General features: G+C 31.5%; 4 protein-coding genes, 1 tRNA gene and 1 pseudogene. 3 read left to right on the top strand and 3 right to left on the bottom strand.

Features of this window, described 5'->3' with window-relative positions; genetic code table 11:
* Nucleotides 1-92: 92 nt before the first annotated feature.
* Nucleotides 93-165, bottom strand: a tRNA-Lys gene (locus WBQ70_RS10635).
* A gap of 128 nt (nt 166-293) precedes the next feature.
* Between WBQ70_RS10635 and WBQ70_RS10640 the strand changes: the two genes are divergently transcribed.
* Complete coding sequence (locus WBQ70_RS10640; protein WP_423913893.1) at nt 294-812, top strand: shikimate kinase; 519 nt, start codon at nt 294-296, stop codon at nt 810-812.
* On the opposite strand, the gene WBQ70_RS10645 is transcribed toward WBQ70_RS10640, so the two are convergent.
* Entirely contained in the window at nt 804-1304 is a 501-nt protein-coding gene (locus WBQ70_RS10645) for a phosphoribosyltransferase family protein (RefSeq protein WP_423913896.1), read from the bottom strand. The genes WBQ70_RS10640 and WBQ70_RS10645 overlap by 9 nt on opposite strands.
* Before the next feature lie 34 nt (nt 1305-1338).
* Nucleotides 1339-1731 (bottom strand): RNA-binding S4 domain-containing protein, encoded by a 393-nt coding sequence (locus WBQ70_RS10650; RefSeq protein WP_423913899.1) that lies wholly within the window; start codon nt 1729-1731, stop codon nt 1339-1341.
* 78 nt (nt 1732-1809) lie between these two features.
* Here WBQ70_RS10650 and WBQ70_RS10655 point away from each other — a divergent pair, with 78 nt between their 5' ends.
* Together WBQ70_RS10655 and WBQ70_RS10660 are read left to right on the top strand one after the other, a co-directional pair.
* Nucleotides 1810-2745 carry an FKBP-type peptidyl-prolyl cis-trans isomerase gene (locus tag WBQ70_RS10655; RefSeq protein ID WP_423913902.1) on the top strand — a complete coding sequence of 312 codons (936 nt, stop codon included), beginning with the start codon at nt 1810-1812 and terminating at the stop codon, nt 2743-2745.
* A 558-nt stretch (nt 2746-3303) separates the two neighbouring features.
* Nucleotides 3304-3664, top strand: a pseudogene (locus WBQ70_RS10660) (MFS transporter); the annotation flags it as partial.

The following is a 3664-nucleotide window of genomic DNA, read 5'->3' on the forward strand; positions in this document are numbered from 1 at the left end:
ACCCAGGACCCCATCATTAAAAGTGATGTGCTCTACCAACTGAGCTATCGAGTCAATGCTTTCAAGTAAATTATGTGTTGATCACTAATTTGTGACCCGACTGGGGCTCGAACCCAGGACCCCATCATTAAAAGTGATGTGCTCTACCAACTGAGCTATCGAGTCATAATTTCTTTGCTTGAATGCGGGTGCAAATATAAGGACTTTATTTAGAGTTTTGCAAGAAAAAATAGTTTAAATTTGTCTTTTTTAAATAAAAAAACTTAATACCTTAACTTATAAGGTTTTACTATATGAAGAAAATTATACTATTGGGCTATATGGGCTCTGGAAAGTCAACAATCGCGAATTCATTATCCAATTCTATTCAAATTCCGTTCATAGATTTAGACCATTATATCGAAACAAAAGCTGAATTAAGCATTAAAGCCATATTTGACAAGCATGGAGAGATCTATTTCAGAAAACTAGAACACGAATCTTTTTTAGAATTATTAAACAATTCAGATGATTTAATCATTGGTCTAGGTGGAGGCACACCTTGCTATGCAAATAACCATGAACTATTAACAGGAGACAACAGGATCTCTATTTATCTTAAAGCGTCAATTGACACTTTATTCAACCGCTTAGTCTTAGAGAAAGAAAAAAGACCTTTAATAGCCACTAAAACGGATGAGGAGATGAAGGAATTTATTGCAATGCATCTATTTGAAAGAAGTTTCTATTACAACAAAGCCCAATACACTGTATCTGTCGATAATCAGTCTATTGAGCAAATTGTAAATGCTGTAGAAGAAGTCTTAGCTTAAATAAGCATGACTATTGTCGCTTTCGTCAAAAACGACATGAACATGTTCCAATAACGAAGTAGAAAGAGAAATACCCTTAAAATCAGCTTTTACAGGGTATTTTTTATGATTTCTATCCACAAGTACCGCAGTTTTGAATTTCTTCAAAGGAACATCTAAAAAATGTCTTACTGCATAAATCAATGTCGTTCCAGAATTTAATACATCATCAACTAATACCAATCCCTTATTTGCATACCCTTCTTTTGCTATTGAGGTAGTAATAGTTGCTTCAGGTTTTTCCTTATCTATATATACTTCGCAAAGACTAATTTTCAAACCAGAAATACTTTGTAATTCTTGAGCGATTTTTTCTGCAAGCACATAACCATTAGGAGCAATACCTGCTAGAACTAGTTCGTCATTATCTACAAAGGTTTCATATATTTGATAGGCAATTCTTTTTATTTTATGGTTAATTTCCTGATGGGTCAGGATAATATTTTTACTCATTATAATTGTTTTTCAAGTTAATTATTTCAAATTGTTATTCAACCTCAGACTCATCATCATTAATTGCATTACCAAATTCATCAATATCTCTTCGGTCTTTTTTAGTAGGTCTGCCTGTTCCATTTTTACGGTAATGATCTTTTGACAACTTCAAAAGTTCTAAATGCTGATAAACCTCAGCAGGTGTATCGTTCCGTCTATAAACATCTACCAACTTAGCTCCTACTCTGTTTTCTGGAATATCAAGTACGGTAATAATTTGGGTGATTTGATCTTTTCTAAAAGTAATTTTATCGGTTGGAAACACTTCTTTTGAAGGTTTAGCTACCTGACCATTTACAGTTACATGATTTTTTTTACAAGCTTCTGTCACCATGTTTCGAGTCTTGTAATATCGGACACACCATAAATATTTGTCTATTCGCATAATAATTGTAAAATCGAAGTTAAATAGTTTACAAAAATAAATCAATATTGTATCTTGCGCACTTAAAAATCAGTTATAATGAACAAATTTAGGTTTTATTTTATTTTATCAATTACAACAATACTATTATTTTCTTGTTCTAGTAGTGATAACTCATATGAAGAAGTTCCTCTTCGCGATTTTCAAGAACAATTTACAGCCGATAACACGTTAATCGAAACCTACCTAAACTCACATTATATAAATATCACTAATGAACCTGGTGATCAAACCGATCAAGATGTGGTGATTACTGTTATTCCTGATGGTGGTTCACAAAAGCCAATTATGACTTACTTGAACAATGCAGATTTTCCAAAATTACTAAAAAGAGACGTTCCTCTTCACGGTATTACTTATTCCATCTATTATTTAGTTTTAAGAGAAGGAACTGGTAATTCTCCAACTAACGTTGACAACGTATTAACCTCATACAATGGGACTTACTTAACATCTGATATTTTAGATACAAAAATTATAACAGCAACACGATTTGAGGAAATCAAATATCCTGAACAAATGTCTAATTTGTATAATGTGATTCGAGGATGGTCAGAGATTTTTCCTCAATTCAAAACTGGTACTCATGCAGATGGACCTAATGGAACGGTTGTATATAGCGACTTTGGAGCGGGTGTGATTTTCATCCCTTCTGGCTTAGCTTATTACTCTGAAGGCAGTTCCAACATCCCTTCTTACACTCCATTAGTTTTTAGTTTTAAATTATATGAATTACAACGCATGGATCAAGATGATGATGGTATTCTTTCAATCAATGAAGATTTGAATCACGATGGTTACATGACAGATTATAGAAACACAGTTGCTTACCCTACCGCCCCTGCAAATCTTGATGATACAGATCAAGATGGAATCCCTAATTTCTTAGACACTGATGATGACGGAGACGGATATACTACCAAGTTAGAAATCAGCAAAGGAACAAACTATCTTGATAAAAATAGTCATCCTTAAAAACGTTTTAGGATTGAGAAAAACAAAAAGGTTGCTTGAAAATTTTCAAGCAACCTTTTTTGTTTAGGGAATGCACTGAAAATGGTTAGTTAAAATACCGCAATCATTATAAAATACAATTAATTTACAAGCCAATTTTTACGGATTTTTTCATATATGTAATAATTAAACAAGCGCAAGTAGCTATCCAAAGTTTTATTTTTGATTGCGTTTTATAAATATCCTTACACTTTTTTCTATTACTAAATTTTACGTAAACCATTTGAAAAATTTAGTAATAGAAAATAAATTACAGCCTAGTAACTTATGAAAAGTCACCTTTCTTTTCATTTTTTATAATTAAACACCATTACCCTTAAAGATGGACACTTTTTACTGTAGAATAATAGCATTTACTATTATAAAAGATTTAAATATTACTACTTTAAACTTGTGATTAAGTATTTTTACTTATTTTTTACTTACTTTTACTTTTTTAAAACGAGTATATGGTTCTAAGTAATTATTTCTCCTCTAAGTTAGATTAAAAGTTACTACAATGAATTAATTCCATTTCAAATGAAAGACAGAAAATATAACACAAAAGCTTTACTTATTGCAACAATAATGTCTACACTAATGATTGCATTAGTTTTTTATGGTTCTAGAGAATTACAAAATTTTGATGCAGCACTTATTACCTACTTATTTGGTACTGTATTTGCGTTTTTCGGGATTTGCTATCGCTATACTATTTGGTTACAACGACCTCCTACTTGGATGTATTTTAAAAGAGGAATCTCTTTTTTATTCACCGGAAAAGTATTCTCTCATTTTTGGTTTGCTACTAGAGAATCAGTAGAAAACATAGTATTCCAAAAATTTATTTATCCTAGAGGAAAATACCGATGGATGGCACATTTCATGATTGCTATAGGAT

This window comes from Flavobacterium sp., assembly GCF_049590715.1.
Taxonomy (GTDB): Bacteria; Bacteroidota; Bacteroidia; order Flavobacteriales; family Flavobacteriaceae; genus Flavobacterium.